The following is a 25,429-nucleotide window of genomic DNA, read 5'->3' on the forward strand; positions in this document are numbered from 1 at the left end:
AGCGACCTCGACGCCATCGCCAAGAAGGTGATAGCGGCAACCAAGGACGAGACGAGGCCGATCGCCGCCGTCGCTCCGCCGTGACGGCGTATCGCTCCCCCCAGCAAGCGGTCCTGACGACGATACGGCCCAGATCAGTTGGTCGGGACTGACGTGAAGGCAATCAGCCTTTCACAAGGCGACGATGCGTCACGCCAGCGCCCAATGAAGCGACGGCCTGTCAGGTTCACCCTTAGTCGGCCGACCGCTCATCCACTCGTCCCTGCGTTTCGATCATGCGGACGAGCCGGCGCCGCAGGCGATCTGCGTCCTTCTCCGTCATCGGCGTTGCGGGCGGCTCCCCCGAACAGGCCTCCGATCGACGCCCCAGCGGAAGGGCCATGGCGTTCCAGCTGGACGCGGCGCCGCGGACAACCCCGAATTCCAGAAAGCCACAGGTGCGACGGAAGCATTCCGCCTCCCAGTCGTCGAACGGCTCCTCGAGCCGCTTCAAACACTTCTGCGCCAGCGTTGCCGACTTGCTCATCGTCTTGCCCCCCCTGCTGCTGAAAAGCAAATATCGGAAACCAGTCCCGGCTTGCGCACAGCCGCTTCCAAGGCTGCGGCCGGAACTCCAACTCGCGGATTGATCAATTCGATGCGGCCGCCGCAGTAGCCACCGGCCGGTCCGCCCCTTGCATCGGCACGTGACGATCCTACGAGCTCACGAGCCGCTCGATGATCCGGTTTTCTCCGTACGGAGATCTACGTATCCGACGCCCCCGGTCGGGGGTCGCTGCCGCCCGATTGCAGTGGACGGGTCCGCTCGGTTGATCCGCGTCAAGTCTGCATCGCGGACCGGCGGATATCGTCTGCGGGAGCGGCCCCGCCGCGGTGGTCGTATGTTCCCGCCTTCGAGACAGGATCCTTATGAAGTCAATCGTTTGCCTGGCGCCGAATCCGGCGCTCGACGTCGCCACCGCCGTCGCCGAACTGGTGGACCAGCACAAGATGCGGTGCGATCCGGGCGTCGAGCAGCCGGGCGGCGGCGGCATCAACGTCGCACGCGTCATCCGGCGGCTGGGAGGAGATGCGATCGCCCTCTACCCGGTCGGAGGTCCCTATGGCGAACGTGTCAGCGCCCTCCTTGAGGCTGAGTGTGTCCCGAGAGCGACCGTGCCGATCGCCGGTTCAACACGCTTCAGCTTCATCGCCCGTGACAAGGCCAGCGGCCGGCAGTACCAGTTCGTGCTGCCCGGCCCGACCATTTCGGACCAAGAGGCTCGCCTGATCCTCGAGCGCTTCGTTCGCCTCGTCTCGGAGGGAGGGCTCGCGGTCGGAAGCGGTAGCCTGCCGCCGAGCCTCTCGGAAGACTTCTACGGTCGCGCGGCCAGCATAGCGGCCCAACGGCACGCCGGCTTTGTCCTCGATACCTCGGGCGGAGCCCTCGTTGCAGCGCTCCGCCAGGGCGTCTACCTGGTCAAGCCAAGCCTGCGCGAGCTCGAATCTGTTGCGGGCCGGCCGCTCCGTTCTCATGACGGGGCCGTCGCTTTTTCCCGCGAACTCGTGGCCCGCCACGCCGCCGAGATCGTGGTGGTATCGCTGGGCGCGGCCGGCGCCATTCTGGTGACGGACCGGACCATTCAGCACCGGCCGGCCGCGCAGGTGGCGGTGGGAGGCACCGTCGGCGCCGGAGACAGCCTCGTTGGTGGAATGCTGACGGCAATCGCCCGCGGCTGGCCTGTCGAAGAGGCCTTCGGATACGGGATGGCGGCCGCCGGGGCCACCCTTCTCGCCCCTGGGACCACGCTCTGCGATCGAGAGACGACGGACCGCCTCCACTCGACTCTGGCAGGATCGGATGTCGGCCCGGCATCCGGCTGATGCCGATCGGCGGACGGATAAACAGGCCTCGAGCGCATCGCCGATCTTGACCTGCATCAAGACGGCCGGGGCCGTTCCGGCCGATCTTGGGAACGGTTCCTCCGGCGGAGGGACGAGGACGATACGAAGGCCACACGACGCCATGTCCGATGACCACCTGCCGTTCCACTCGATCTACGCTCACGGCTTCGTGCGGGCCGCGGTGTGTACGCCGCAGCCTGCGATCGCCTCACCGCCGGAGAACCTGCGGCGAACGCTCGATCTCGTCCGCCAGGCGGGCACGCATCAGGCCGCGCTCGCGGTGTTCCCCGAGCTCGGGCTGTCGGCCTACTCGAACGAGGATCTTTTCCTTCAGGACGCGCTCCTCGATGCGGTTGAGTTGGCCGTGGCCGAGCTCGTGGAGGCGAGCCGGGCACTCGGCCCGGTCATCATCGCTGGAGCTCCGTTGCGGCACGAGGCGAAGCTCTTCAACTGCGCGCTCGTCGTGCACCGCGGCAGGATCCTCGGTGTTGTGCCGAAGACGTATCTGCCGAACTATCGCGAGTTCTACGAGAGACGGCAGTTCACCTCGGGCGACGCCGCCGTCACCCGGACCATCCGGATCAGCGGCGAAGACATCCCGTTCGGTCGCGACATCCTCTTCACCGCCACCGACCATGACGGCCTCGCGATCCACGCCGAGATCTGTGAAGACCTCTGGGTTCCGGTTCCGCCTAGCACCGATGCAGCGCTCGCCGGCGCCACCGTTCTGGTGAACCTCTCGGCCAGCAACGCCACGATCGGCAAGGCGGATTATCGCCGGCTCCTGTGCGCCTCGCAATCCGGCCGCTGCATCGCGGCATATCTCTATTCCGCCGCCGGACCCGGCGAGTCGACCACGGACCTTGCCTGGGACGGGCACGCACTGATCTACGAGAACGCCGAGCTCCTGGCCGAGGGAAAGCGCTTCCCGGATGGCGCCCAGCTCCTTCTCGCCGACCTCGATCTCGATCGCCTGCGCCAGGAGCGGACTCGGACGACCAGCTTCAACGACTGCGCTGCGGCGCATCGCGCCCGCCTCGCGGCTCTGCGGCGGATCCCGTTCCGCCTCGATCCGCCCAGGGGTGAAGTGCCGGCCATTCGGCGGGTCGACCGCTTCCCATTCGTGCCCGCCGATCCGGCTCGGCGCGACGAGCGCTGTCGCGAGGCTTACGAGATCCAGGTCCAGGGACTGGCCCAGCGGCTCCGGGCGACTGGCATCGGCAAGGCGGTAATCGGTGTCTCGGGTGGGCTCGATTCCGCCCAGGCCCTGCTCGTCACGGCGAAAGCCTTCGACGCGCTCGGCCTGCCTCGGCGCGACATCCTGGGCTTCAGCCTGCCGGGCTTTGCGACAAGCCGCAGGACTCAGGACAATGCCCGGAGGCTGATGGCGGCACTTGGCGTGACCGCCGCTGAGATCGACATCAATCCGTCGGCGCTGCAGATGCTGAAGGACCTCGAGCATCCCTTCGCCCGCGGCGAGCCGGTTCACGACATCACCTTCGAGAATGTCCAGGCTGGGGAGCGCACCTCCCACCTCTTCCGGCTCGCCAATCTCCACAGCGCCCTTGTGGTCGGCACCAGCGATCTGTCCGAGCTGGCGCTCGGCTACACGACCTACGGCGTGGGCGATCAGATGTCCCACTATGCCGTCAACGCTTCGGTCCCGAAGACCCTGGTCCGGCACCTCGTCCGCTGGTCGGCGGAGACCGGGGCCTTCGGCGACGACGCCCGGAAAGCGCTGCGGTCGATTCTCGACACCCCGATCACGCCGGAGCTGGTGCCCGGAAGAGGGGACGCCCCCGCACAGCTTGCGGAAGAGACCGTTGGCCCGTACGAGCTGCAGGATTTCAACCTCTACTATCTCAGCCGGTACGGCTACATGCCGAGCAAGGTCGCCTTCCTGGCAGAATGTGCCTGGGCGAAGGCCGGTGCCGGAGAATGGCCCGGCTGGGTGTCGGCCGGCGAGCGCCGCGAATACGACCTGGCCACGATCCTGAAGTGGCTGGAGTTGTTTCTCGTCCGGTTCTTCCAGTCGAGCCAATTCAAGCGCTCGGCCATGCCCAACGGACCGAAGATCGGGTCGGGCGGATCGCTGTCGCCGCGCGGCGACTGGCGGGCGCCGAGCGACGCCAGCGCCCGGATCTGGGTGGACGAACTGCACCGCAACGTCCCCGATCCGAGGACGGCGATCGACCCCGATTGATCCTGCTCAAGGATGATACGGGCGGCGCAGGATAGGTATTCGTCACCTTCGAAAGCCGGGTGGAAATGGCAGGAAACTCCGATGCCCTATATCGATCGATCGGATGCCGGGCGTCGCCTCGCCCGCGCGCTCGCCCCCTATAAGGCGCTGCGGCCGGTGATCCTGGCACTGCCGCGTGGAGGGGTCCCCGTGGCGTCCGAGGTGGCCGCCGCGCTCGAGGCACCGCTGGATCTGATCCTGGTCCGCAAGATCGGCGTGCCGATCCACCCGGAGCTGGCCATGGGAGCCGTGGTCGACGGATCGAAGCCCATTATCGTTCGCAACGATCCTGTCATCCGTCATGCCGCGGTTTCGGAGAGCCGGTTCCAGGAGCTCTGCCGCCGTGAGATCAAAGAGAATGAACGGCGCCGGCGCCTCTATCTGGGTGATCGTTCGCCGATCGACGTTGCCGGACGCGTTGCAATCGTGATCGACGACGGCATCGCCACCGGGGCCACGGTCCGGGCGGCGCTGCAGGCGCTTCGGCGCCGACGGCCGAAGCAGTCCGTGTTGGCCGTTCCGGCCGGCCCGTTCGCTATGATCTCGGATTTCCACGGCTTGGCCGATGAGGTCGTCTGCCTCGAGGACCTCGAGCCTTATGGGGCTGTCGGAGCAGTCTACAGGGATTTCAGCCAGGTCACGGACCGGGAGGTGATTGATCATCTCAGGCGCCTTTCCCCCGCGCCTTCGCCCGCGATCGATCCGGCGGGAAATTGATCTCCGTCAATCCTCCGCCCGGCAGAAAGCTTAAGCTTGCCTCGATCGCATTTCAGGAGGCTCAGATGGGCCAGCGATTGCTCGCGGCTTGTGCCCTGGGGTTCATCCTCGTGATCCTGTCGGGGTTGTTCCACTCCGCGATCGCGGCCGGCCTTGCCGGTGGTTGGAAGTATGCCTGGGCGACTTGGACCATCGCCGGCCTCGTCGCCGCGTTGATCGCCTTCGGCGCGAAGACGGAACAGGACGCCTGGGCATGGTTGTGCCTGATCAACGCCGCCGTCAGCATCGGTCTTCTCGCCGCCGTGCTGCTGTTGGCCCTCAAAGGATCATACGCGACCGTCGGCGGCGCGACGTCTCCCGTCGAGCCTCTGCCTGACGCCGGGATCACGACGGCAGGCCCGTTCCGGTTTGCCGTCGCCACCGGCCTGCTCGGACTCCTGGTCACGGCACTGGCCGCAGGCTTCCTTTTGGCGGCCTATCTGCTGAGGCGAGGCAGGCAACGGCCGTCGGATCGGTGACGGACCCATACGATCTCGAACTGGTCCAGCCGGGAACCTCACATCTCTGGGTCGTCTCGGCATCAACGACACGTTCCTCCAACGAATTACCAACTCAATCGGCCCGAGCAGAAGCCGCAACTCCATCGCTGACCCTTGACGGCACTCATTCATTTGAAAGGGCCGTGATGATGGCAAGCGCCTCCAGGCGGTGACAGATCAGCGGAACACGAGAACCGGGATCTCGGAGTGTGTCAGCACCTTCTGGGTCTCGCTGCCGAGCACCAGTGCGGAGACCCCGCGCCGCCCGTGAGACGCCATGGCGATCAGGTCGCAGTGCCGCTTTGTGGCGACATCGATGATGGCGCTATACGGCTGCTCATCTTCGACAACGACCGGCTCGCAGGGCACGCCCAGCTCCCGCGCCAGGGTCATACCGCCGGTCAAAAGCTCATGCCCGCGCTGCCTCATCGCGGCGTCGTAGCCGGCCTCGGTCATCGACAGCTGGGCAGGTCTGAGGCTGAACACATGGAAAGGCTCGAAAACCGTCACCAGAGTGGCGCTGGCGCGGAAAGCTGCAGCTAGGCGAAGGCCGCGATCGACGGCGCGCTCGGCCAGCGGCGATCCGTCGGTCGGGATGAGAATGTGCTCGAACATGTCTGCCTCCGATCTGCGGGATTCGGCCCGCTCCGTCCGGCGGCTCCTCGGACCTGGCTGGTCTCTGTCCTCGCCGCCTCATTCCATGGCCTCGTAGAGACGGGTCTTCTGATAATCTGTCAGTTGGGCGTAGAGGGCGTCGAAGGCAGGACAGATGATCGCGAATGCCAGGAGCATTGCCTCGATCTCTCTGGGCACCACCTCCGTTTCGTCCGACGGACCGGCCCGGCAGGCCGCCCGCATCGTCTCCTGTGCCTGCTGCACAGCCACTCTGAACGCATGGAAGGATCCGCGCTGACCCTCCGTCGGCCTGACGGTTTCCTCGATCCGGGCCAGGTCCCGGGCGGCGCCGTCGCCCACCCAGTAGCCGCATGCCGCCTGATCATAAGCGTCTCGGGCGATTTCCGCGCGGACACCCGGAGCGGCGGTGGATCCGACGGCAACCGACGCGCTGCCCAGCACAGTCGTCACCGAGATAACCGCCGCCCCCAGAACTCGGACAATATGCTCGATCGACATGGAGGCTTCTCCGGCGATTTGCCCGTCCCATCTCGCAAGGACGCGCCGGGCCACTGTTCCACCCAGGCCCGACGTCTTCCTTGACCTGGATCAAGACGGCTTCGCCGCCGTCCGGCCTAGCCCGCCTGCAACAAGGCGAAGATCGACAGGCACAGCTCGGCCACGATCAGGAGAACCACATACCATTCGACGCGCAGGCTGCGCCGGGCCTGGACCAAGCCGATCAGCGTCTCACAGCTGCGCGACAGGAGGTCGAGCTTGGCGTCGAGCGCCCGGGCGCGGTCGCGAAGCTCATATTCCGCTTCGAGCCGGGCATAGAGCCGCTCAAGCTCGGGATACTCCCAGAGCAGCTCGGGCTTTTCCATCGCCTCGGCCCGGCCGACCATCTTGTGCTGGGTGAACAGCACATCGCCGATCTGGCGCAGCAAGTCCCGGTCGCGCCAGCCGATCCTGCCGTCGCGGCGCAGCGCGATCGCAAGCGGCTCGATTCGATCGAACAGCTGCGCGATGCTCGCTTCGTGGTGCGACAGGAGCGCGTTTCGAGCCAGGATCTCTGCGATCGCCCGCAGCCGATCCAGGGAAGGTTGCTGCAGGACGATGGTGCCGGCAGCATCGACCGTCTCCTCGCCCGCACGATTCACCTGGATCTGGACCACTTCGCATTCCGGCGCCGGCAGGGCTTCGCTGACCGCGGGCGCAAGGGAAACGAGAAGCGCACGCTCGGCTGGCTGCGACAGGCCGAAGGAGACGATCACGCCATAGCGGAACAGCACGACCCAACCGCCCCCGACCCGGACCGTCATCGGCAGGAGCCGCGCGGTCTCTTCCACAAGCCTGAGCGCGCGAGTGTCGAGCCGCTCGCCGAGCAGGAGCGTCCGCACCTGGATCTCACTCCCTGGATGATCGTTGGGAAGGAGTTCATCGGACGTCGCCGACGGGTCGGTTGCCATTCGAACGCCAGGGCGATCGTCCAGCAGTCCCGCCTGCGCTGTCTTCCGGCCCGGCATCTTCCCTCTCCTTCGCCATATCTGCCTTTCCGCTATACGAGGGAGGGCGGAGCCGCCTTGCGCCAGATCAAAGAGGCATAGCAGTCCCGGCACGGCGCCGCCCCGCTCATCAGGCCCCATTTGATCCCGATCAAGGAATCGCGACCGCGAAGTTCCGATGGTGGGCCATGCGGAGACGGCCGGCACCCCGCCCGCCTGTCTCCACCTCCGATCTGAGGAGTTGAGAAGATGCCTTATCGCGATGTGCTGGTACACGTCGGCAGCGACGAAACCCCCGCCCTGGCCGCTGCGATCGACTTCGCTCGCCGCCAGGAAGCCCGGCTCATCGGGCTCGCCATCCGACCGGCCGTGTGGACGGGTTACGGTCTGCACACCCTTCCCGCGTCAGCAATCGAAGCCTTGGAGCGCGCCAACGACGAGGAAATAGCGGGCGCGAAGCGGCGGTTCGAGCAGACCGTTGAGCGGTTCGGCTATACGGGTCATTCCGAATGGAGATCGAGCCGGGGCGAAATGGTCACCGTGCTCGCGGTCCATGGCCGCTATGCGGATGCGATCGTCGTCGACCAGAGCGATCCGCATTGGGAACCGTCGCTCTTGGCGCTCGCCCCCGAATTGACCCTCACGAGCGGACGGCCGGTCCTGGTCATCCCATGCACAGGAGTGACCGCGGTGCCGTGCGAGCACATCGTCGTCGCCTGGAACGCGAGCCGCGAGGTCGCACGCGCCGTCGCTGACGCGATGCCGCTGCTACAGGGGGCGCGGAAGGTCAGTGTGCTGGCCGTGACACCACCCAAGCGCGATCAGGTCCCGGGCATGGACATTGCGCGCCACCTTGCAAGCCACGGTGTTCGCGCTGATGTCGTCGTCCGCGAGGCTCCAGACCCGGACGTCCCGGCAGAGATCCTGAACTTCATCGCGGATCGCGGCGGAGACCTGCTGGTCATGGGGTGCTACGGCCATGCCCGGTTCCAGGAGATGATCTTTGGCGGCGTCACTCGGTCGCTCCTGCGCTCCATGACCGTGCCGGTGTTGATGTCGCATTGATCAGGCGGATCCGCTCCCTCATCACTTCGGGAGCGGATCCCGTCGATCGCAGGCTTCGGCCAATCTGCACAGTCCATCACTGATCCTGACGGCGGGCGCCGCCGTCCCCAAGTGCCGGAGTGCGGCGGGCAGGGTGGCCAGCTCTCCGGCCGCACGCTGCCGTGCTTCGGCTAGCGTCGGCATACCCGGCAGCCGCCGTCCGCCGCGCATGACCGGTTGCAGCAAGGATCGGCCATTCACCTGCTCGGCCTCCAGCGCGACGACGTCACCCGCGATGACGCCCTCAGCATCGTACCGTCGCCAGACCTGCTTTCGGCCGGGCCAGGTCGCCTTCCCTTCCGAGCGCTTCCGGCGAGGCGTTCCGTCATACTCCTGCAGCTTGTAGGCACAATCGAGGGCGGGGGCATCGGACGAGGTCGTCAGGCTGGTGCCGATCCCGTAGGCGTCGATCGGCACCGCCCGGGCCGTGAAGGCCGAAAGGTCGTCCTCATCCAGTCCGCCGCTGGCGAAGATCTGCACGCCGGAGAGCCCGCCGGCGTCGAGGATCGCCCGCACCCGCCGGGCATGCTCGGCGAGGTCGCCGCTGTCGATCCTGACACCGCGGACGGCAATGCCGTCCCGCGCCAAGCGCGGCGCCAACTCGACGACACGGCGCGCGCCCCGCTCTGTGTCGTAGGTGTCGATGAGAAGGACGAGGTCGCGAGGGCGCGCCCGGGCGAAATGCTCAAAGGCCAAGGCCTCGTCGTCATGGGCCTGAATGAAGGAATGCGCCATGGTGCCGAAGGCGGGAACGCCGAAGCGCTGCTCGGCGAGCAGCGTGGCGGTGCCCGTGAAGCCCGCGAGATAAGCGGCCCGCGCCGCGAGCAGCCCGGCCTCGGCGCCGTGAGCGCGGCGCAGGCCGAAATCCACCAGCCGCTTTCCAGGTGCTGCGAGCACCATGCGGGCGGCCTTGGACGCCACGATGGTCTGGAAGTGCAGCAGATTGACCAGACGAGTCTCGACCATCTGGGCTTCGGGAAGCGGTGCCGTCACGCAGATCACCGGCTCGTCTGGGAAGAAGATGGCGCCCTCAGGCATGGCGTCGACGTCGCCGGAAAACCGGAAGCCGGCGAGATAGTCGAGGAACCCGGCAGAGAACCGGTTGGTCTGCGCCAGATATCGAAGGTCGTCCTCGCCGAAGCGCAGCCCTTCGAGATAGTCGAGGACCTGCTCCAGTCCCGCGGCCATCAGGAAGCCGCGCCGGGCCGGCAGCTTGCGGACAAAGAACTCGAACACCGCCGGGGCCGTCATCTCGTGCTCGAGATAGGCGGCCATCATGGTGAATTGGTAGAGATCCAGGAGAAGCGGGCTCTCCGACGTGGCCATCGATGCCTCCCAGATCAGGCGGGACCGTGCGCGCCCGATGCACGGCCCGAAGCCTCGCACACCGAGTCCCAGGAAGGGACATGGATGCGGCGAAGCCGGCCATCCCGCCGCCGGGCGTGAAGCTCGACATCATGGCCGAGGGAGCGGCAGAAGCTGGCGTCGTGCCCCGCCGAGCGGAGCGCCTCGCGACGGGTCTCGAAGTGGCCGAAATCCTCCCGCCCGAACACCACGATCCATCCATCGCGTCTCGGTTCCACCACATAGGCCAAATGACAGGTCTGGGACAAATCGAACCTCCTTCAATCACTTCGGATGCGCCGCGTTCGCGGCGATCTCCCCGAGATTCTCACGCAGCCCGGGCTTGATCATGGGCACGCCCACGGCGGCGAAAACCTCGGCCCCGGCTCGTCGCCAATCCGCCGGTCACCCTCGAACACGCCGTATTCGTTGATCTTGAGACTTTGCTCCCGTCCCCTCAGGCGGATCGCAATGTTGTGGGCCTTCGACCCGGTGAAATAATGCAGAGCGGCGCCGAAGCTGCTCTCGGCCACGACCCTGAAATCGACCTGCAGCCCCGAGCGGAGAAGCACGGTCGCTCGCGTCGTCCCCGAGGCCCGAACCTCCGCGACCTCGAAATACTGCGTGAACCAGGGCTGCGTTGCGGTAGGCCCGGATCCGGAACTGGTTCGCGCCCGCGAGATCGAGCATGGTCGCGATGTCATCGAACCTGTCCACGATTTCGCTGTTCCGCAACGGTGCAGGGCCACCGGCGCCCTCTTTGCGACCGTAGTCTTCATCGCCAGTACAGCCCGACCAGATCCGCCTCGGCGATGGCGAGACGGCGGGCGGCCCGCTCAACGTCCCGACAACTCGGCTCGCGCGACAGCTTGAGTCGCTCGACCGGAAGCGCAAACAGGCGGAAATGATAGTGATGGGTGCCGTGCCCCCGGGGCGGGCACGGCCCGCCATAGCCGGGGCGGCCGAAATCGTTCACCGCCTGACGGACGCCGCGCACGGCGTTGACCTCGGGCAGGCCTTCCGCCAGGGCCACCTGCTCGCGCGGGATGTCGTAGACCGCCCAGTGGCGCCATGCGTGTCCGGAGGCGTCCGGATCCTCACACACGACCGCGAAGCTTCGGGTCTCGGGCGGCGCGTCACGCCAGGCCAGGGCCGGCGAGCGATTTCCTCCGTCGAGACCGCATTCGCGAGGCATCTCGGCGCCGTCGTGGAACAAGGGCGAGCTTATCTGCATAGGAACCTCCAGTGCCGGCTCGGGCCGGCGGCGAGAGGATCGACGGCGCTAGTGGAAGCGCGTCGAGTCTCGATCGCATGCACCCACCCCGGCGCGCCACGGCGGATGCGCCGCCGTCGGGCGGGAGTTCGTGCCGCGCTCCCGGACAGTCCGGCGAGATTCCGCCATGCCGTGTTGCTAAAGATATCGGGGGCCGGCGGCCACCACTTTGATCCAGGTCAAGCCAATGCTCTTCGACGGCTGGCCCGACACTGGAGCCATCGGACTCAGGCGGGCAACCAGGAGCCCGATGCGCGCCGGCTTCCCAGAATCGTCCGGATCGCATCGGCGACGAGGCCGCCGGTTTCGATGCATTCGAGCTTCGATCCCGCCGGCCGGCCGCATCGCGGCTCGACCGTATCGGTGATCACGATGCGGTCGAACGCCGGATCCGAGAGCAGTGCCGCCGCCCCCTCCCCGATCAGGAGGCCGTGCGTCACGGCGACGAAGACCGCCGAAGCGCCACCCGCTCGGCAGCGCTCGGCGGCCCGGCGAAGCGTCCCGCCGGTGCTCACCAGATCATCGATCACGATCACGGTACGGCCCGCGACGTCGCCGATAAAGAGGTCGCCCGCGACCACGCCGCCGCCCCGATGTTTCTCCTGGACGGCGAAACCCGGTTCCCGGCCCAGCGCTCGGGCCAGGCCACGGCGGAACTGCTCGGCGCGCTTGGTCCCGCCGATATCCGGTGATACCACCACGACCGGCGCGTCGCCCACAAGCGGGACGAAATGGTCGACGAAGAGCGGCCAGGCTTCGAGATGCATGGTTGGACGGCGGAACGCGTTTTGGAATGCTGCGATGTTGTGCACGTCGAGCGTGACCACGACATCGGCCCCGCATGCCTCCAACATCTGGGCCACATAGCGCGTCGTGGTCGGATCCTGAGATTGAGTCTTCCGGTCCTTGCGGGCGTAGCAGAGATAGGGGGCTACGACGGTCGTCTGGGCGGCGCCGGCGTCCTGGATCGCGCCGACGAAGAACAGGAGCCGGCACAGCTTGTCGTTGACGCTCTGCCCGGCGTCGCCATGAAGTGACTGGATGACGAACACCGAGCGGCCATGGACGTCGGCCAGCGGGCGCGTCTTGTGTTCGCCGTCTTCGAAGCCGCGCTCCTCATGCAACGTTAGCGGAACCCCGAGCCGATGCGCGACGCGCTCGCCATAGGAACGGGTTTCCGAGAGCGCGAACAGGACCGGGGTGTCTTCAGCAGCCATGGCAGCCTCCCTGGGATCAGAGCGCCGCAGACGAGCTCGGCCGACGGCCCGACGGCACAGTCAGCTCCGCCGCCGCCCGATCGGCCAGGCGAAGATATTCGGCAGCCTGTCGCGGCCATCGCTCGGGAGCGCGGATCGGCTCCTCCATCAGGTGACGGACCGCGATACGGGCGCGCACCAGCGCCCTCAGGCCCCGGTAGAAGGCGCACAGACCGGCGGGCGGGAAAACCCCCGCCGCCTTGCCGTAGGCCTCGAGGAGCACCGGGCCGATCCAGGCCCCCCCGAGCCGCTCGCACTCCATCCCGAGCGCGGCTAGCTCGTCGACTGGATCCCTCCGGCGTAGGGCGTCAGAGAACTCCAGGCAATCGATGATCCGGAGCGGAGGCCCGAGAAAGACATGCTCGGGCCGTAGATCGCCATGGCCATCGACGAGACGATCACGCCCCGGCATATCGGAGCGATATTCGAGAAAGGCGAGAAGACGCGCCGTGACCCTGCGGACGGCCTGCTCGAAGCATCCGTCGCAGGCGACCGCGAGATCCAGCAGGGACGTGTTGATCTCGTGGCGAAGACCGACCGGCGACACCGGCCCTAGGGGAGGCTGCGACGTCAGGAACCCGGCGAGGCCGCGGGCGAGCCGCGCTACATCCTCAGATGCGACCAGCCCCCGCTTCAGGCGGATCTCGAGGCAGTCGTCCTCTGCAAGGCGGCGCATCCGGACGAGCCTGTCGACCACCCGTCCGGAGCCGAACAGGCGAAGTCGGCCGTCCTCTGTCGCCATGAGGTCCACGACGCCGAGATAGACATCGGGCGCCAGCCTGCGGTTGAGATAGACCTCGCGTTCGCAGTTCCTGGTCCGGCCGGCCAGGCTGGTGAAGTCCATGTCTTCGGTCCTCAGCGGCTTCTTGAGCTTGTAGGCGAAGCCGTCGGTGAGAAAGACCCACGAGAAGTGGGTCTCCACGGCCGTGACGGCCGCCGTGAACTCGGGATAGGCGGCCGGATCGCTCAAGGCCGTGACTTTTTCGGCCAGGAGGACGCTTCCCGTGTCCATGTCTCCGGCTGAGGCCATCATTCCGTGCTCCCGCAGCTGCCGGCTTCGACGGATCCACTTCGCGGCGGAAACGTCGTGGCCACAGTATCGGTCTCCGCCATGGCCCGGTTTGATCCAGGTCAAAGCCCGTTGGCACCGTGCGGCCTAGCCTGTTGCCATTGCATGTGCGGAGGAAGCCCATGGATCCGGACAAGAGCCTGCAGCGCCTGGTCCTCGAGGAGCTCGACTACGAGCCGAGCATCGACGCGGCGGAGATCGGTGTCGCGGTCAGGGACGGCATCGTCACGCTTTCGGGCCGCGTCTCGAACTACGCCCAGAAGCTCGCCGCTGCCGCGGCGGCCCAGAGGGTGGAAGGCGTCAAGGCCGTGGTGCAGGAGATCGCAGTCCGCCTGTCGGGCGACGAAAAGATCTCCGACGAGGAGATCGGGAAACGCGCGGTCGCCGCCCTCGAGTGGCACAGCACCCTCCCCACCGGCCGGGTTCGCGTCACCGTCGAGCACGGCGTGGTCCGCCTCACCGGCGATCTCGACTGGCAATGCCACAAGCGCGAGGCAGAGCACGCCGTTGAGGCGCTGAAGGGGGTGCTCGCCGTCATCAATGCCATCCGGGTCAATCCGGCGCACCGCATGGCGTCGGTTGCAGAAGTCCGCCAAGAGATCGAATCGGCTCTGAAGCGCAGCGCCGATCTCGATGCATCCAACATCGTGGTCGCTGCCTCGGACGGCAAGATCTCCTTGTCGGGCAGGGTCCGTGCCGGGTTCGAGCGCAATTCCGCCGAGATCGCCGCCTGGTCGGTGCCCGGCGTGATCGACGTCGAGAACCGGATCGAAATCCAGCCCTGACCGCCGTGACGCCGCTGCTGCAAGGAGCAGGCCCCCCATGATCCCCGAACGCTTCGCATCGCTGGTGCCGCGGCTGCGCCGGTACGCCCACAATCTCACCGGATCGGTCGGACGCGGCGATGCGCTCGTCCAGGCCTGCCTGGACGTCGCCGCCACTGATGCCGAACGGTTCGGCGTCGATCCGCATCCGAGGATGCTGTCCCTTCTCAATGAGTTTTGGGCCGCCGCCGAAGCCGTCGCCGGCGACGGCGGAGAGAGCAAGCCCGGCCAGGCCGTCCGCCACGGCATCGCCATGCTGCCCGCGGCCGAGCGACAGGTCCTGCTTCTGACACTGCTCGAGGGCTTCTCGCTCGCGGAGACCGCGCGATCACTCGCCTTGAGCCGCGACGAAGCGGTCGAGCTCTTCGACCGCGGACGCGCGGCCATCGCGCGGCAGGACCGCGCCGGTCCGAGTGCCAAGGCGCCTGTGCTCCTCCCCATCGGCGGTGACACGCCAAGGGCTGCGCCGTATCGACCTTCCGACCATAGCATCGGCTGGCCCTTCGCCGCGACGGTGGCGCCGATGGAGATGGCGGGGCCGCTGACGCCGGATGCCACGAACTATCCCGCAGCCTTCGGATGGCCGGCGGGGCCGGCCATGGGTGTCACGGCTCATGCCGGCCGGAATGTCGAGCCTGATCCGGCGCCGCGTCGTGATCTCCTCGGTTGAGCCGGCGGACAGGACAGACCGATGACGTCGACTGGCGGGATGGTCGTCATTCCCTGTCCGCAGTGCGACAGTCTCAACAGACTGCCGACGGACCGTCGGGGCGAGCGCAGCCGTTGCGGCCGCTGCCGAAGCCCGCTCTTCACCGGCACCCCGATCGTCCTCGACGAGGCCCGTTTCGGCCGGCATGCCGGCTCGTCGGATTTACCGCTGCTGGTCGACTTCTGGGCTCCGTGGTGCGGGCCCTGCCGCGCCGTGGCACCGGCCTTTGCCGCACTGGCGCGAGAACTGGAGCCGCGCCTTCGCCTCGGCAAGGTCGATGTCGACGCGCAGCCGCGGCTAGCAGCGCAGCACGGCATTCAGGCCGTCCCGACGCTCGTGCTGTTCCATGCTGGCCGCGAGCACGCACGGCATGCGGGCGGCCTGTCGGGAAACGCTCTGCGGCAGTGGGCCGCGCAGCATCTGCCGAACCGTTGAGATCGGTGCTCCAGCTGGAATAGGGCGCGCCGACTCGTTCGTGCCGCGCCCTATTCAAAGACGTCCTCCGAAACTTGATCTGCGTCAACGGCAGCCGCTCGATCCGAGGGCAGGATTTGTCGGTCTCGGCTTGGCGGACCCGACCCATCGGCCAAGTCGCGAAAGGTCCATCCTCCGGAGGCGCCCATGCACGGCCACGCGCATCGTCCCGCTGCCCGCAGCGATCCGGCACCCGAGGTCCGGCGTCGGAACAACCGGCCTCAGGCGTCACTCCCGCTTCCGTACACCTTGCACCGCCTTCGGCGGCTGGGATTGTCGCCGAGCATCGTCGGGCCAGACCGGATGGAGTTGCGCGGCTGCTTCTCCGATCGGCTCGAGCTTCGGGTGATGGCTCGGCCGCCCGGACCGGACGACGCCACCGCGCCGCTGGTCTTCGATATTCATGGCCGCTGGCGCGCGCCGCGTCGCCTGGGTCTCAGACCTTGCGGCTCTGAGGAATGGCTGGGGCTCGACAGCCTCGGCGCCATTGCATTCCTGCGGGGCCTGCGGAACGATGCGATCGCCGAAACGCAAGGCGTTGCCGCCGTCACCGACGGCTTCGACCATCGCGGCCATCGCGTGATCAATCCGTTCCGCGATCGCTTCGGCAATGAGACGAGCCCGGATTGCGAGTATGGCGACGCCTATCGCCGGTGGCGGGATCGCGCTCTGGATCCATGGGCAATCCCATGACGGAATCGCCAGAAACTCTGGTCGAGCATCCGCTGTCATCGTCACCCGTCCGGGATGCCGCCCAATTGGGGAGCCGGGCTGAGTCTATACTTGCGGCGGCAGGCCTTCCCCCGATCGCGAACAAGGTCCACCCGATTGAGGACGGAAACGTATCCGTCGACAATGCTTTCGCTACCATCCTGCGGTGCGATCTTGAGCGGGTTCTCGCCAGCTGTCCGCTGGCCGAAAGCGGCGAGGATCCGGAGGGGGTCCATCAACTACGCGTCGCGCTGCGACGGCTCCGCGGATCCCTGGCGCTCCTCGGCAGCCTCGCACTTTCGGATGAGATTGACGCGTTCCGCGGCGAGGCGAAGGGGCTGGCGTCGGGTCTCGGCGATGCCAGGGCCTGGGACGTGTTCCTGTCCGAGACGCTCACGGAGGTCGAGCAGGGCTGTCCGGGAGTGAAGGGTTTCAAGGAGCTCAGGGACATCGCCGAGGCGTGCCGGGCGCGATCCTATGACCGCGTCCGGAAGCTGCTCGTCAACCGCAGATGCAGGCGATTCCGACTGGAACTCGCGTCGTGGATCGCTCAGCTCGGGTGGCGTGACGGCGCGGATCAAGAACGATCGGCGGCGCTTTCCACTCCAGTTGGAGCCTTCGCACGCGCGGCTCTGACGCGGCAGCACGCGAGAGTTCTGCGGCGTGGACGTCACTTCGCCCGCTTGTCACCGGAGGAACGCCATCGGCTTCGTCTCGCGGCCAAGAGGCTTCGCTATGCCGCGGATCTCCTCTTGCCGGCTCTCGACCGCCACAAGGCGGCTGAGCGCTATGTGCGCAGCCTGACGCGCCTTCAGGATGCGCTGGGCCGAGACAGCGACATCAGCGCCACAGCCAGGCTGCTCACGCCGCTTTCGAACGACCCTCTCGCGGTAACGCCACGTCAGGCCATCGGTGCCGTCCTTGGCTGGCTGGCCCGCTGCCGACCCGATGTCGATCGGGAGATGAGGTCGGCGTGGCGGAGGTTCCGTACGGAAGCAATACCCGGATCACGCCGGTAACGGCCCGATGCAGGGGCGCCTGCGAAGGGACCATGGCGAACCGGCATACCGGGCCTGAAACCGTGCGCGGAGGCCGGCCATGCCGTATCCCTCCATCGATGATCTTCCATGGCCCGTTCGCTCTCGCCTGCCGCAGCATGCGCAGGAGATCTATCGCGGGGCTTTCAACAGCGCCTGGTCAGAATATGCCGCCCGGGGTGCTGAACAACGCGAGCGGAGCGCCCACCGGGTCGCCTGGGCGGCGGTCAAGCGCCTCTACCGCAAGGAGGGTGACCTCTGGGTGGCCCGGCAGCGCTGATGCAGCTGGGCGGACGAGCCCATCCCGTCATTGACGATGGCCAGGCCCAGAAGCGCTGCCCCATGGTGTGCGAGGGCCTGAAACGCCACCTTGTTTGACCCAAGTCAAAGGCAGCCGACCCTCATCGCCTCATTGTATGTCAATGACCGGCTCGTCCGGTCCGGCTATCAGCTCTGGAGGAGGACGTCATGAACGACCTGGACCTGCGGCAGCGCGTGATCGACGAGCTCGAGTTCGAGCCGAGCGTGGATGCCGCCAACATCGGTGTCGCTGCCGAGAACGGGATCATCACTCTGACCGGCCATGTAGCCAGCTACGCCGAGAAGTTCGCGGCCGAGCGGGTCGCCCAGCGAGTCAAGGGCGTGCGTGGTATCGCCCAAGAGATCGAGGTGCGCACCCCGGTCGGAAAGAAGAAGGCCGACGACGAGATCGCGGCTCAGGCGGTCAATATTATCACCTGGGACACGACGATCCCGAATGAGGTGGTGAAGGTGAAGGTCCAGTCGGGCTGGATCACGCTCACCGGCAAGGTCGACTGGCAGTTTCAGAAGGTGGCGGCCGAGCAGGCAGTGCGGAAGCTGTCGGGCGTCGTCGGCGTGACCAACCTGATTGAGATCGAGGCGCGGGTCCGGGCGTCCGACGTGAAGAGCCGGATCGAGAACGCCCTGAAGCGGAGCGCCGAGATCGAGGCCGGCGGGATCCGGGTCCATGTTGTCAGCGACAGCAAGGTCGTGCTCGACGGCCGGGTGCACAGCTGGCACGAGCGCGATGCGGCGGAACGTGCTGCCTGGTCGGTGCAAGGCGTCACAGAAGTCGATGACCATCTCGCCATCGGCTGAACAGCCGGGGCCAATACCGCCGGATCGTGCCGGTCACTCCAAACATCCGGCACGATCCTGACCAATCCATCCGGGCGGTGTGGAGCCACCGCGTCCGGCTGGATCATGGAGGGTCGCATGCCCTACAAGGACATCCTGGTGTTCCTCGACGCAACGAGCGACACCCCGGGCCGCCTGGACCTGGCGATCACCCTCGCCCGGCAGCATGGCGCCCGAGTGATCGGCGTCGACGTCAGCACGCCCGCGGCCTTCGAGGGCCGATGGAAGGACCAGGCGACCGGCCTGCAGGATCTGTTCCTGTCCCGGCTGGACCATGCCCGTCTCAACGGTGAATTCCGCGTCGCGGACCACTCCACCGGCAACTGCAAGGCGCTGTACGCGCATTTCGCCGACCTGGTCATCGCCACCCAGCGGCATGAATCGAACGCCGGGCTCGTCCTGCCGGCCGTGCCTGAGGAGGTCCTTCTCTCCGCCGGGGTGCCCGTCCTGATCCTGCCCCCCGAGTGGCGGCCGAAACCGGTGGGCCGGAGCATCGTCCTCGCCTGGATCCCCAGCCGCGAGGCGACACGTGCCGCGCACGACGCGCTGCCCCTTCTGGCACGAGCCGAAAAGGTGACGCTGTTCGAGTTCGCGCCGCCCGCCGACCGGTTGGACTCAGCCCCCCACCTCATGGCCGACCATCTCTGGCAGCACGGCGTCGAGGCGGAACTCTTCACCTGGCCCGACATGGGCGACAGCTCGCCGGTCGACGCGCTGTTCTCATGCCTCGACCGGCAGGAGGCCGATCTCATCGTCGCCGGCGCCTATGGCCATTCCCGGTTGCTCGAGGGCCTGTTCGGCGGCGTTAGCGCGGATTTGATCCGCAACGTCTCGATGCCGCTCCTGATGTCGCACTAGCTTGGCATTCAGGACTGGCGACGGGCTCGATAACGCCGGAGGCTTCGACAGTGCCGCAATCGTCAATATACTGCGGCGACCGGTGTCGAGACCGATATGCAGCCCATTAACAGCACCCTGCTCCGACGATTGGAACGGCGGCTTGGCGCCGTGCATGCGCGACAGCGCATCGGCATCGAACAGGACCACGAGGCGCAGGTCTTCGGCCAAGGCCTCAATTTCTTTCACATCGAGAACTGGTACTCGATCCATTCACTCATCAGGAGTGCCCTTTGGCTGTCCGGCCTTTACGCTCGGGGGCGCAGGAACGCAGCGCAAGTGCAGCTTCGGAATATTCGGATCGCGTCGCCCCGGGTGCCTCCGGCTTTCGACGGCTTCACCATCCTGCAGATCAGCGACCCTCATGTGGACATGAATCGCCCCGCGATGGATCGCGTCGTCGATCTCCTGCGGGATCTCCGCTACGACATCGCCGTCCTGACGGGCGACTATCGTGCCGCGACCTTTGGGGACTTCGATGCGGCCCTCGACGGCATGACGCTGTTGCGGGCGCATCTGCGCGGGCCGGTCTACGGCGTCCTCGGCAACCACGACACCATCCGAATGCTCCCAGGACTCGAGGACATGGGCATCCGGATGCTCCTGAACGAAGCGGAGACCATCGCCCGGCGAGGAGACAGCATTCATCTGTGCGGCATCGACGATGCACACTTCTTCAGGGTCGACAATATCGAAAAGGCCGTCGAGAGCGTTCCCCCCGACCAGTACTCGATCCTGCTGTCGCACACGCCGGAGATCTATCGCCAGGCGGCCCATGCCGGCTTCGATCTGCTTCTTGCCGGGCACACCCATGGCGGCCAGATCTGCTTTCCCGGATCGATTCCGATCACGCTCGATTCCGTGCTGCCACGGGCCTTCGGCTCCGGACTCTGGAGCTATGGACGCTTGGCCGGCTATACCTCCACCGGCGCCGGCTCCAGCATTGTCGCCGTAAGATTCAACTGCCCGCCGGAAATCACCCTGCACCGGCTTGAGCACGGTCCTGCTCAGTAGGGGCGGTCGCGCAGCCCCAACCGGTAGAGAAGGTGCGACACAACCAGTTCACCCGCCCAGAACAGACCGGTGGCAAGCAGGATCTCCGCAAAATCGAGTCCGAGGAGCGACCGGCACACGACCAGGGGAATGAGCGATTCCGGCACCTGGTCAAGCCCAGGGGCCTCGTCACTGGACCGGAGGCCGAAGCGCCGCTTGACGAAACTCGACAGAAGATCGCCGGCCATCGCCGCCATGCCGACAAGCCCACCCGTCGTCCAGTCGAGTCCGAGCGGCACAGCCACGACGGCGGCGGCCAGCGTGCCCAAGAGGATGCCACGGATCGTCTTCGCGGGCCCGAGCAGCGGCCGGCCGTCGACGAAGCGCGCGCCGAAGTCCAGCGGCCAGGCGCACCGCCGGCCGAAGATGCTCTTGGCGATGACGGGCGCGCCATTTGCCGCCGCGAGAAGGGCCAGGGCCCGCAAGATCAGCCAGATCTCCATCAGGATCCAGGACCGGACTCAAGGAGATGAGGGCGCCGGCGCGTCACCCGCATTCGCGCGCTGCGGCCCTGAGGCATGCCGCCTTTTGCGATCTCAGGGTCGAGCTGCATTTCACCTCCGGCAGCGGTGCAGGTCCATCTCGGCTCGCCGCCAGTGCTCGTCGGCACGCCCTTCCGGCCGGCCCTCTCGTTCCCAGATCTCGTAGGCGTGCCGGCGGATCTCGTCGTCCTCGGCTGGACGCCGTCCCGGACGTCCCGCGTGATCGAGCTCTGGAACGGGGATGGTCGAAGTACCGAGGCCCACTGTCCTCGCACCGGGACGGGCCAGTCTCCGCCGCAGCCTCGCGAATGCCTTCATCTGCCTCCTCCACCCTCTCGAGTGTCGTTGTGGCCGGACGGGACCGAAGCGTCGACGCAGGAATCGCCCAGTCGATCATCGAACGATGATGCAGGTGCATGGCGCGAGATGGGCCACCTTGTGGCTCACGCTTCCCAGCAGCAGGCCCTGCAGATCTCCCAGGCCGCGGCTGCCGATCACGATGATCTCCGCGCGGCGGTCCCTCGCCGCCTCGACGATCCGTCCAGCCGGATCTCCCTCTCCAACCATGGCCTCGACGCTCAGCACACCTCTCTCCCGGGCAAACCGTGCGCCCTGCTCGGCGATGCGCTCGGCCGCGCCACGGAGCATGTCGGCTTCGGTGACACGGATATGCTCGACGCGCTCGAACCCCGCTAGGCCCGGCGACACCATACTGCTGCCATGGGTCCGCTGGATATGCATCACCAAAAGCGTGCCGGCCCTGTCGCGGGCGAGATCCGCCGCGAATTCGAGAGCCTTCTGCGCGGACCGCGACCCGTCGATCGCGCACAGGATCAGAGGCTTGTCCATGGTCTTCGGCCTTTCATGGATCAATGGTTTCATTTCATGACCGGCCGGCGGAGAACGGCTTTGATCCAGATCAATCGGAGGCGAGTTCTCGGGAACCACCGCATCGCCTGGCGGCATCCAGTCACGGCTCGACGTCACCTCTCTCGGGGCCGATCCTCTGCCGGACCGGGGACATCGATCCATGTCACCTGCTCCCCCCGAACAATCTGAAGGGCGTCATCGAGCCTGCCGATCGCGGCGGGGCGGCCCGTGCCGAGCGCGAACTCCTTCGCGGCCGCGATCTTCGGCCCCATCGATCCGGCGGGAAAGTCCTCGGCGGCGAGGTCGGAAGGGGTCGCCCGCCGGATCGCGCGCGCCGCCGGCGTGCCGTATCCCAGATTGACGGCATCGACATCGGTCAGCATCAGCAGCAGCTCCGCTTTCAGCTGGCGCGCCAGCAGAGCGCTGGCGAAGTCCTTGTCGACAACGGCCCCGACCCCCGCCAGGCTGCCGTCCGGCCGCTCGATGACCGGTATTCCGCCCCCGCCGGCGCAGATTACCGCTACCTCCCGGTCCACGAGCAGGGCGATCACCCGGGCCTCCAGGAGCTCGATTGGCGCGGGCGACGGCACCACCCGGCGCCAAGCCGTGCCGTCCCGGGCGATCCGCCACCCCCGGGCCGCCGATATGCGGCGCGCCGTGGCTTCGTCGTAGATCGGGCCGATCGGCTTGGTCGGCCGGCTGAAAGCGGGATCCTTCGGATCGACGCGTGTCTGGGTCAGGAGGGTCGCGATGGCCTTCCCCTGCAGGAGGTTCGAGAGCTCCTGCTCGATCAGATAACCGATCATGCCCTCGCTCTCCGCCCCCAGGACGGGATTGTCACGTTCGCGGCCTTGCGTGGCGCCCGTGAGGAGCGTAGCGGTCGTCATGACACCGCCTGACTATGCCGGTTGCCGCTTTCCATCCGACGTGATCCAGCGCGCCGTCTGAATGAATCTCCGCTTCACCCTGAGCTACCGCGACCTAGAGGACCTGCTCGCCGAGCGCGGCATCGAGGTGTCGTGCGAGACGATCCGTCGATGAGTGAGCGCGTTCGGGCCGATGATCGCCCGGCGCCTTCGGGCGCAGCGGCCGGTGCCGCACCGGCGATGGCACCTCGACGAGATGTTCGTCCGGATCGGCGGCAAGCAGATGTATCTCTGGCGCGCCGTCGATGCCGAGGCTGAGGTGCTCGAGGTGTTGGTTCAGGCCAGGCGGGACGCGGCTGCCGCCCGTAGGCTGATGCGCAAGCTCCTCCGGAAGCAGGGCATCGCTCCAACCGCCTGGGTCACCGACAAGTGTCCGGCCTGCGGCGCGGCGCTTCGTGATCTCCGGCTCGACGGCATCCCCCATCTTCGAGCCAAGCGGCTGAACAACCGGGCCGAGAGCTCGCACGTCCCGGTCCGGCGACGGGAGCGCAAGCTGCAACGGTTCAAATCGGCGGCCTCGGCGCAGCGATTCCTGTCGATGCACGCCGCGACCTACAACACCTTCAACGTCTGCCGCCATCTCACCATCGCCCGCACGTACCGCCGCTTTCGCGCCGAAGCGTTCGCGGCATGGCGGGATGCGGCTGGCGTCGCGGCCTGAGCTTGGCGGACGCTCGTCTCAGAGCGGCCACGCTCGACAACGTGACAACGCCGTCAGAAGTGTGTTTGACATAGATCAAGGCGAAATGCCTCAGCAGATATATATAGTTTTTACACTTATCCGACAGCCGCTGGGCAATTTGAGGCGATGGAGGGCACCCCCAAAGCAAGGCGGCAGCGAGCTGACATCCACCCTTACGCTCGGAAAGCGGGAGCACCTGGCGCTCATAGTCATATGCCACAGGGAACCGAATTCCCCCAGCCCCGTCGCCCCCACTCCTGGGAGCGCAGCTATCCCGCCAATCTGAGGTGGGACACGCCGCTGGAGCCGGGACGCCTAGATGCGTTGCTCGACACCGCAGCCGCCCGCCATCCCAACGACATCTGCGTCGATTTTCTGGGGCAGCAGATCACATACGCGGAGGTCGCGCGGAGGGTAAAGCTTGTCTCGAACGGGCTGCGGCGGATCGGAGTGGGGGTGGGCACCAGGGTCGCCTTGCTGCTACCCAATTCCCCGCAATTCGTCATCACCTTCTTCGCTGTACTCAAGGCTGGCGGAACGATCGTTAACTGCAATCCAATGATTGGGACAGGACAGTTCATCCGGCAAATGGTGGACTCTCGCGCAGAGATCGTTGTCACGCTCGATCTTGCGCCGCTGTATGAAAAGGCAGCGCGAGCGCTGCACGAAGCAAGCGTAAAGCGTCTCGTGGTCGTCTCTTTGGACTATGAACTGCCTGCACTGAAACGCGCTCAGTTCCGTCTCTGGAATTGGCGTAATCTTGTTTCGACTCCGATCGACAACAGCCACATCCGATTCCAGGATCTCCTTGACGCCGACGAACCGGAAGAGACTACTCCCGTAGATTCCCAGAGCGTCGCTGTTCTTCAGTATACTGGCGGCACAACCGGCACCCCCAAAGCCGTCATGCTATCTCACAGAAATCTCCTTGTTAATTGTGAACAAATAAAACTATGGCTGACGAGAAGCATCTTGGGCCCGCAAAGGATCATTGCTGTACTGCCGTTCGCCCATTGCTTCGGAATGACCGCAATCATGAATCTGGCCATATCGATAGGTGGCGAGATGGTGCTGTTACCGCGCTTCAAGATCCGAGAGTTTCTCAGCGCATTAGAGCGGCGTCGCGTAACGATGATTGTCGGCGTACCTGCCTTGTTCCGCGCAATGAACGAGTACTCCAAGCTCTCTCGGTATGATTTGTCCTCTCTGAAGCTAGGGGTCTCCGGCGGAGACGCTTTGCCCATTGCGGTGCAACGGAAGTTCGAGAAGTCGATCGGCTGCCCCCTGGCAGAAGGCTATGGGCTCTCTGAATGCAGCCCCGTGGTCACCTGTGGCAATCCGCTGGAAGGCGCGGCGAAGCCCGGGTCGTGCGGCTTGCCGCTGCCGGGAACGCTGGTCGAGATCATCTCGACCAAGGACGGGGTCACTGCCCTCCCTCCCAACACGCTCGGAGAGATCTGCGTCACTGGCCCCCAGGTCATGCTTGGCTACTGGAATCAGCCGGATGCGACGACGGCTACCCTCCTGGGCGATCGCCTCCACACCGGCGATGTGGGTCGCATGGACGAGGATGGCTATCTCTACTTTAGCGATCGTCTCAAGGACGTGATCGTTGTGAGTGGTTACAAGGTCTATCCGAGGGCCGTGGAGGAGATCCTGCTGACCCATTCAGCCGTGTCAGAAGCTGCTGTCATCGGTGTCGCCGATGAAGCACGGGGACACGTTGCGAAGGCGTTCGTCGTCCTTCGTCGCGGGGCGGATGTCACCGCCGAAGCTCTGAGAAGGCACCTTGCCGGGCAGTTGCCCCCCATGTCCGTGCCGCGCGAGATCATCTTTCGGGAAGATCTCCCGAAGTCACCTATGGGAAAAATCCTCAAGGCAGAACTTGAATCTAGATAGACTCTCGACAATATTAGAATATTCCGACATTCTATCTACATTTTCTTCTGATATAAAGAACATACCTGCAGCACCTCTCGACAAGACCTGGCAAAGAGCGCCTCGATGAAGGCGATTGCAGCGTCGCGATTGTGAATCGGCGCCAGGTCGTCACCCCTC

The 25,429-nt window shown here is 66.3% G+C and carries 28 protein-coding genes and 1 pseudogene; 16 read left to right on the forward strand and 13 right to left on the reverse strand.

All coding sequences use genetic code 11. The features are described 5' to 3' along the window. Positions 1–232: 232 nt before the first annotated feature. Positions 233–526, reverse strand: a complete 294-nt coding sequence (locus AAHM41_RS25535) for a hypothetical protein (protein ID WP_342239418.1) — start codon at positions 524–526, stop codon at positions 233–235. 383 nt (positions 527–909) lie between these two features. Between AAHM41_RS25535 and AAHM41_RS25540 the strand changes: the two genes are divergently transcribed. The 4 genes from AAHM41_RS25540 (at position 910) to AAHM41_RS25555 (ending at position 5,361) form a co-directional block, all read left to right on the forward strand. Then, positions 910–1,863 carry a 1-phosphofructokinase family hexose kinase gene (locus AAHM41_RS25540; protein ID WP_342239419.1) on the forward strand — a complete coding sequence of 318 codons (954 nt, stop codon included), beginning with the start codon at positions 910–912 and terminating at the stop codon, positions 1,861–1,863. 142 nt (positions 1,864–2,005) lie between these two features. Continuing rightward, positions 2,006–4,087 carry an NAD(+) synthase gene (locus AAHM41_RS25545; RefSeq protein WP_342239420.1) on the forward strand — a complete coding sequence of 694 codons (2,082 nt, stop codon included), beginning with the start codon at positions 2,006–2,008 and terminating at the stop codon, positions 4,085–4,087. An 81-nt stretch (positions 4,088–4,168) separates the two neighbouring features. Beyond that, positions 4,169–4,843 carry a phosphoribosyltransferase gene (locus AAHM41_RS25550; RefSeq protein WP_342239421.1) on the forward strand — a complete coding sequence of 225 codons (675 nt, stop codon included), beginning with the start codon at positions 4,169–4,171 and terminating at the stop codon, positions 4,841–4,843. A 65-nt stretch (positions 4,844–4,908) separates the two neighbouring features. Beyond that, on the forward strand, positions 4,909–5,361 hold the full coding sequence (locus AAHM41_RS25555) for a hypothetical protein (protein WP_342239422.1): 453 nt from the start codon (positions 4,909–4,911) through the stop codon (positions 5,359–5,361). 198 nt (positions 5,362–5,559) lie between these two features. On the opposite strand, the gene AAHM41_RS25560 is transcribed toward AAHM41_RS25555, so the two are convergent. From AAHM41_RS25560 to AAHM41_RS25570, 3 genes are all read right to left on the reverse strand, one after another. Next, entirely contained in the window at positions 5,560–5,997 is a 438-nt protein-coding gene (locus AAHM41_RS25560; protein ID WP_342239423.1) for a universal stress protein, read from the reverse strand. A 78-nt stretch (positions 5,998–6,075) separates the two neighbouring features. Beyond that, entirely contained in the window at positions 6,076–6,516 is a 441-nt protein-coding gene (locus AAHM41_RS25565) for a Spy/CpxP family protein refolding chaperone (protein WP_342239424.1), read from the reverse strand. A gap of 116 nt (positions 6,517–6,632) precedes the next feature. After that, the gene (locus AAHM41_RS25570; protein WP_342239425.1) at positions 6,633–7,523 is read right to left on the reverse strand and encodes an RMD1 family protein; all 891 of its coding nucleotides are present in this window, start codon (positions 7,521–7,523) and stop codon (positions 6,633–6,635) included. 228 nt (positions 7,524–7,751) lie between these two features. Between AAHM41_RS25570 and AAHM41_RS25575 the strand changes: the two genes are divergently transcribed. Next, positions 7,752–8,567 carry a universal stress protein gene (locus tag AAHM41_RS25575; RefSeq protein ID WP_342239426.1) on the forward strand — a complete coding sequence of 272 codons (816 nt, stop codon included), beginning with the start codon at positions 7,752–7,754 and terminating at the stop codon, positions 8,565–8,567. Between the two features lie 21 nt (positions 8,568–8,588). Here the strand turns inward: AAHM41_RS25575 and AAHM41_RS25580 are convergent, their stop codons facing one another. From AAHM41_RS25580 to AAHM41_RS25600, 5 genes are all read right to left on the reverse strand, one after another. Continuing rightward, positions 8,589–9,932, reverse strand: coding sequence for a nicotinate phosphoribosyltransferase (locus AAHM41_RS25580; protein WP_342239427.1), 1,344 nt, complete (start codon positions 9,930–9,932; stop codon positions 8,589–8,591). A gap of 365 nt (positions 9,933–10,297) precedes the next feature. Next, positions 10,298–10,522 carry a hypothetical protein gene (locus AAHM41_RS25585; protein WP_342239428.1) on the reverse strand — a complete coding sequence of 75 codons (225 nt, stop codon included), beginning with the start codon at positions 10,520–10,522 and terminating at the stop codon, positions 10,298–10,300. A 203-nt stretch (positions 10,523–10,725) separates the two neighbouring features. Further along, positions 10,726–11,166, reverse strand: coding sequence for a YbhB/YbcL family Raf kinase inhibitor-like protein (locus tag AAHM41_RS25590; protein WP_342239429.1), 441 nt, complete (start codon positions 11,164–11,166; stop codon positions 10,726–10,728). Positions 11,167–11,450: 284 nt separating this feature from the next. Further along, entirely contained in the window at positions 11,451–12,440 is a 990-nt protein-coding gene (locus tag AAHM41_RS25595; RefSeq protein ID WP_342239430.1) for a ribose-phosphate diphosphokinase, read from the reverse strand. 16 nt (positions 12,441–12,456) lie between these two features. Continuing rightward, positions 12,457–13,512 carry a hypothetical protein gene (locus AAHM41_RS25600; RefSeq protein WP_342239431.1) on the reverse strand — a complete coding sequence of 352 codons (1,056 nt, stop codon included), beginning with the start codon at positions 13,510–13,512 and terminating at the stop codon, positions 12,457–12,459. A 158-nt stretch (positions 13,513–13,670) separates the two neighbouring features. Here AAHM41_RS25600 and AAHM41_RS25605 point away from each other — a divergent pair, with 158 nt between their 5' ends. From AAHM41_RS25605 to AAHM41_RS25645, 9 genes are all read left to right on the forward strand, one after another. Then, positions 13,671–14,333, forward strand: a complete 663-nt coding sequence (locus AAHM41_RS25605) for a BON domain-containing protein (RefSeq protein ID WP_342239432.1) — start codon at positions 13,671–13,673, stop codon at positions 14,331–14,333. Positions 14,334–14,370: 37 nt separating this feature from the next. Next, positions 14,371–15,042, forward strand: a complete 672-nt coding sequence (locus AAHM41_RS25610) for a sigma factor-like helix-turn-helix DNA-binding protein (RefSeq protein WP_342239433.1) — start codon at positions 14,371–14,373, stop codon at positions 15,040–15,042. Between the two features lie 21 nt (positions 15,043–15,063). After that, on the forward strand, positions 15,064–15,516 hold the full coding sequence (locus AAHM41_RS25615; RefSeq protein ID WP_342239434.1) for a thioredoxin family protein: 453 nt from the start codon (positions 15,064–15,066) through the stop codon (positions 15,514–15,516). A 186-nt stretch (positions 15,517–15,702) separates the two neighbouring features. Further along, positions 15,703–16,248, forward strand: coding sequence for a hypothetical protein (locus tag AAHM41_RS25620; RefSeq protein WP_342239435.1), 546 nt, complete (start codon positions 15,703–15,705; stop codon positions 16,246–16,248). Then, entirely contained in the window at positions 16,233–17,285 is a 1,053-nt protein-coding gene (locus tag AAHM41_RS25625; RefSeq protein WP_342239436.1) for a CHAD domain-containing protein, read from the forward strand. The genes AAHM41_RS25620 and AAHM41_RS25625 overlap by 16 nt, the downstream gene beginning before the upstream one ends. A 79-nt stretch (positions 17,286–17,364) precedes the next feature. After that, a complete protein-coding gene (locus tag AAHM41_RS25630; protein ID WP_342239437.1) occupies positions 17,365–17,583 on the forward strand; it encodes a ChaB family protein in 219 nt (72 codons plus the stop codon). Positions 17,584–17,771: 188 nt separating this feature from the next. Next, positions 17,772–18,422 carry a BON domain-containing protein gene (locus tag AAHM41_RS25635; protein ID WP_342239438.1) on the forward strand — a complete coding sequence of 217 codons (651 nt, stop codon included), beginning with the start codon at positions 17,772–17,774 and terminating at the stop codon, positions 18,420–18,422. Between the two features lie 117 nt (positions 18,423–18,539). Next, a complete protein-coding gene (locus AAHM41_RS25640) occupies positions 18,540–19,319 on the forward strand; it encodes a universal stress protein (protein ID WP_342239439.1) in 780 nt (259 codons plus the stop codon). A 96-nt stretch (positions 19,320–19,415) separates the two neighbouring features. Next, complete coding sequence (locus AAHM41_RS25645; RefSeq protein ID WP_342239440.1) at positions 19,416–20,372, forward strand: metallophosphoesterase; 957 nt, start codon at positions 19,416–19,418, stop codon at positions 20,370–20,372. Here the strand turns inward: AAHM41_RS25645 and AAHM41_RS25650 are convergent. From AAHM41_RS25650 to AAHM41_RS25665, 4 genes are all read right to left on the reverse strand, one after another. Then, complete coding sequence (locus AAHM41_RS25650; RefSeq protein WP_342239441.1) at positions 20,366–20,854, reverse strand: CDP-archaeol synthase; 489 nt, start codon at positions 20,852–20,854, stop codon at positions 20,366–20,368. The genes AAHM41_RS25645 and AAHM41_RS25650 overlap by 7 nt on opposite strands. A gap of 111 nt (positions 20,855–20,965) precedes the next feature. Beyond that, entirely contained in the window at positions 20,966–21,211 is a 246-nt protein-coding gene (locus AAHM41_RS25655) for a DUF2934 domain-containing protein (RefSeq protein ID WP_342239442.1), read from the reverse strand. A gap of 75 nt (positions 21,212–21,286) precedes the next feature. After that, on the reverse strand, positions 21,287–21,742 hold the full coding sequence (locus tag AAHM41_RS25660) for a universal stress protein (RefSeq protein ID WP_342239443.1): 456 nt from the start codon (positions 21,740–21,742) through the stop codon (positions 21,287–21,289). Between the two features lie 134 nt (positions 21,743–21,876). Further along, entirely contained in the window at positions 21,877–22,569 is a 693-nt protein-coding gene (locus AAHM41_RS25665; protein ID WP_342239444.1) for an amino acid kinase family protein, read from the reverse strand. A gap of 79 nt (positions 22,570–22,648) precedes the next feature. Between AAHM41_RS25665 and AAHM41_RS25670 the strand changes: the two are divergent. Together AAHM41_RS25670 and AAHM41_RS25675 are read left to right on the forward strand one after the other, a co-directional pair. Then, a pseudogene (locus AAHM41_RS25670) lies at positions 22,649–23,350 on the forward strand (IS6 family transposase). 345 nt (positions 23,351–23,695) lie between these two features. Continuing rightward, complete coding sequence (locus AAHM41_RS25675; protein WP_342239445.1) at positions 23,696–25,270, forward strand: long-chain-fatty-acid--CoA ligase; 1,575 nt, start codon at positions 23,696–23,698, stop codon at positions 25,268–25,270. The last annotated feature ends 159 nt before the right edge of the window (positions 25,271–25,429 follow it).

This window comes from Inquilinus sp. OTU3971 (assembly GCF_038440215.1).

Excerpts from the sequence above, each read along its gene's own strand:
- AAHM41_RS25645 (WP_342239440.1), top strand. The coding sequence starts at position 19,416 with ATGCAGCCCATTAACAGCACCCTGCTCCGACGATTGGAACGGCGGCTT.
- AAHM41_RS25535 (WP_342239418.1), bottom strand. The coding sequence starts at position 526 with ATGAGCAAGTCGGCAACGCTGGCGCAGAAGTGTTTGAAGCGGCTCGAG.
- AAHM41_RS25615 (WP_342239434.1), top strand. The coding sequence starts at position 15,064 with ATGACGTCGACTGGCGGGATGGTCGTCATTCCCTGTCCGCAGTGCGAC.
- AAHM41_RS25605 (WP_342239432.1), top strand. The coding sequence starts at position 13,671 with ATGGATCCGGACAAGAGCCTGCAGCGCCTGGTCCTCGAGGAGCTCGAC.
- AAHM41_RS25635 (WP_342239438.1), top strand. The coding sequence starts at position 17,772 with ATGAACGACCTGGACCTGCGGCAGCGCGTGATCGACGAGCTCGAGTTC.
- AAHM41_RS25575 (WP_342239426.1), top strand. The coding sequence starts at position 7,752 with ATGCCTTATCGCGATGTGCTGGTACACGTCGGCAGCGACGAAACCCCC.
- AAHM41_RS25550 (WP_342239421.1), top strand. The coding sequence starts at position 4,169 with ATGCCCTATATCGATCGATCGGATGCCGGGCGTCGCCTCGCCCGCGCG.
- AAHM41_RS25580 (WP_342239427.1), bottom strand. The coding sequence starts at position 9,932 with ATGGCCACGTCGGAGAGCCCGCTTCTCCTGGATCTCTACCAATTCACC.
- AAHM41_RS25555 (WP_342239422.1), top strand. The coding sequence starts at position 4,909 with ATGGGCCAGCGATTGCTCGCGGCTTGTGCCCTGGGGTTCATCCTCGTG.
- AAHM41_RS25540 (WP_342239419.1), top strand. The coding sequence starts at position 910 with ATGAAGTCAATCGTTTGCCTGGCGCCGAATCCGGCGCTCGACGTCGCC.
- AAHM41_RS25640 (WP_342239439.1), top strand. The coding sequence starts at position 18,540 with ATGCCCTACAAGGACATCCTGGTGTTCCTCGACGCAACGAGCGACACC.
- AAHM41_RS25570 (WP_342239425.1), bottom strand. The coding sequence starts at position 7,523 with ATGCCGGGCCGGAAGACAGCGCAGGCGGGACTGCTGGACGATCGCCCT.
- AAHM41_RS25655 (WP_342239442.1), bottom strand. The coding sequence starts at position 21,211 with ATGAAGGCATTCGCGAGGCTGCGGCGGAGACTGGCCCGTCCCGGTGCG.
- AAHM41_RS25565 (WP_342239424.1), bottom strand. The coding sequence starts at position 6,516 with ATGTCGATCGAGCATATTGTCCGAGTTCTGGGGGCGGCGGTTATCTCG.
- AAHM41_RS25660 (WP_342239443.1), bottom strand. The coding sequence starts at position 21,742 with ATGGACAAGCCTCTGATCCTGTGCGCGATCGACGGGTCGCGGTCCGCG.
- AAHM41_RS25600 (WP_342239431.1), bottom strand. The coding sequence starts at position 13,512 with ATGATGGCCTCAGCCGGAGACATGGACACGGGAAGCGTCCTCCTGGCC.
- AAHM41_RS25545 (WP_342239420.1), top strand. The coding sequence starts at position 2,006 with ATGTCCGATGACCACCTGCCGTTCCACTCGATCTACGCTCACGGCTTC.
- AAHM41_RS25560 (WP_342239423.1), bottom strand. The coding sequence starts at position 5,997 with ATGTTCGAGCACATTCTCATCCCGACCGACGGATCGCCGCTGGCCGAG.
- AAHM41_RS25620 (WP_342239435.1), top strand. The coding sequence starts at position 15,703 with ATGCACGGCCACGCGCATCGTCCCGCTGCCCGCAGCGATCCGGCACCC.
- AAHM41_RS25650 (WP_342239441.1), bottom strand. The coding sequence starts at position 20,854 with ATGGAGATCTGGCTGATCTTGCGGGCCCTGGCCCTTCTCGCGGCGGCA.
- AAHM41_RS25625 (WP_342239436.1), top strand. The coding sequence starts at position 16,233 with ATGGGCAATCCCATGACGGAATCGCCAGAAACTCTGGTCGAGCATCCG.
- AAHM41_RS25665 (WP_342239444.1), bottom strand. The coding sequence starts at position 22,569 with ATGATCGGTTATCTGATCGAGCAGGAGCTCTCGAACCTCCTGCAGGGG.
- AAHM41_RS25610 (WP_342239433.1), top strand. The coding sequence starts at position 14,371 with ATGATCCCCGAACGCTTCGCATCGCTGGTGCCGCGGCTGCGCCGGTAC.
- AAHM41_RS25595 (WP_342239430.1), bottom strand. The coding sequence starts at position 12,440 with ATGGCTGCTGAAGACACCCCGGTCCTGTTCGCGCTCTCGGAAACCCGT.
- AAHM41_RS25630 (WP_342239437.1), top strand. The coding sequence starts at position 17,365 with ATGCCGTATCCCTCCATCGATGATCTTCCATGGCCCGTTCGCTCTCGC.